This window comes from Holdemanella sp. DFI.5.55 (assembly GCF_020593575.1).
Classification (GTDB): Bacteria; Bacillota_I; Bacilli_A; order Erysipelotrichales; family Erysipelotrichaceae; genus Holdemanella; species Holdemanella hominis.
The window spans coordinates 1-616 of the sequence record NZ_JAJDMK010000187.1; the positions used below are offsets into that span (position 1 = coordinate 1).

General features: G+C 34.6%; 1 protein-coding gene. It reads right to left on the reverse strand.

What is annotated here, in order from left to right; translation table 11 throughout:
- Nucleotides 1-616, reverse strand: a 616-nt coding sequence (locus LJE08_RS13715; protein ID WP_227403546.1) for a transposase, incomplete at both ends; no start/stop codon positions are given.

Below are 616 nucleotides of genomic sequence, written 5' to 3' on the forward strand. Positions count from 1 at the left end.
CTTTTGGATCAGATTTATATTGTCTGTATCCATTTCTTGTAGTAGTTGTATACATTAGGATCTTATCATTTGGACATAGATAACAGTCGTATTCTTCATCATAGACATATTCGTATTTTTTAAAGAAGCCTTTTTTGGTCATTGGTCTTTTATATGGCATATAAGGAATCTGATCATTTTGTACAATGGCTCTGCATATTGCGGGTGTCATGTATCCGGCATCTAATGAAACATTCTTAATCAGGTATCCATATTTTCCATTGATCAATTCTTCATAGGCATCAAAAAAACTAACACTATCATGTACATTTCCAGGAACTGTTGTAACTGCCAATACGAACGAATTCTTATCGCAGAAAGTTTGATGCGAGTACGCAAAACATTTCTCCTTCTCACCTTTATGGAAGCAGCCACTTTCTGGATCTATAGTGCTTTCTGTAATTGTTTTAGTTGAAGTTTTTTTTACTTCTTCACCCGTTTCCTCATCATGTACATATTCTGTATGCACCATTGAATCAAAGGACTCTTTACCTATACATTCTCTATCCTCGTTGATTTCAGCCAACAGATCATCTTCGTATTTCTTTTTGAGGATCTCTACTTCTTTTTTGACACT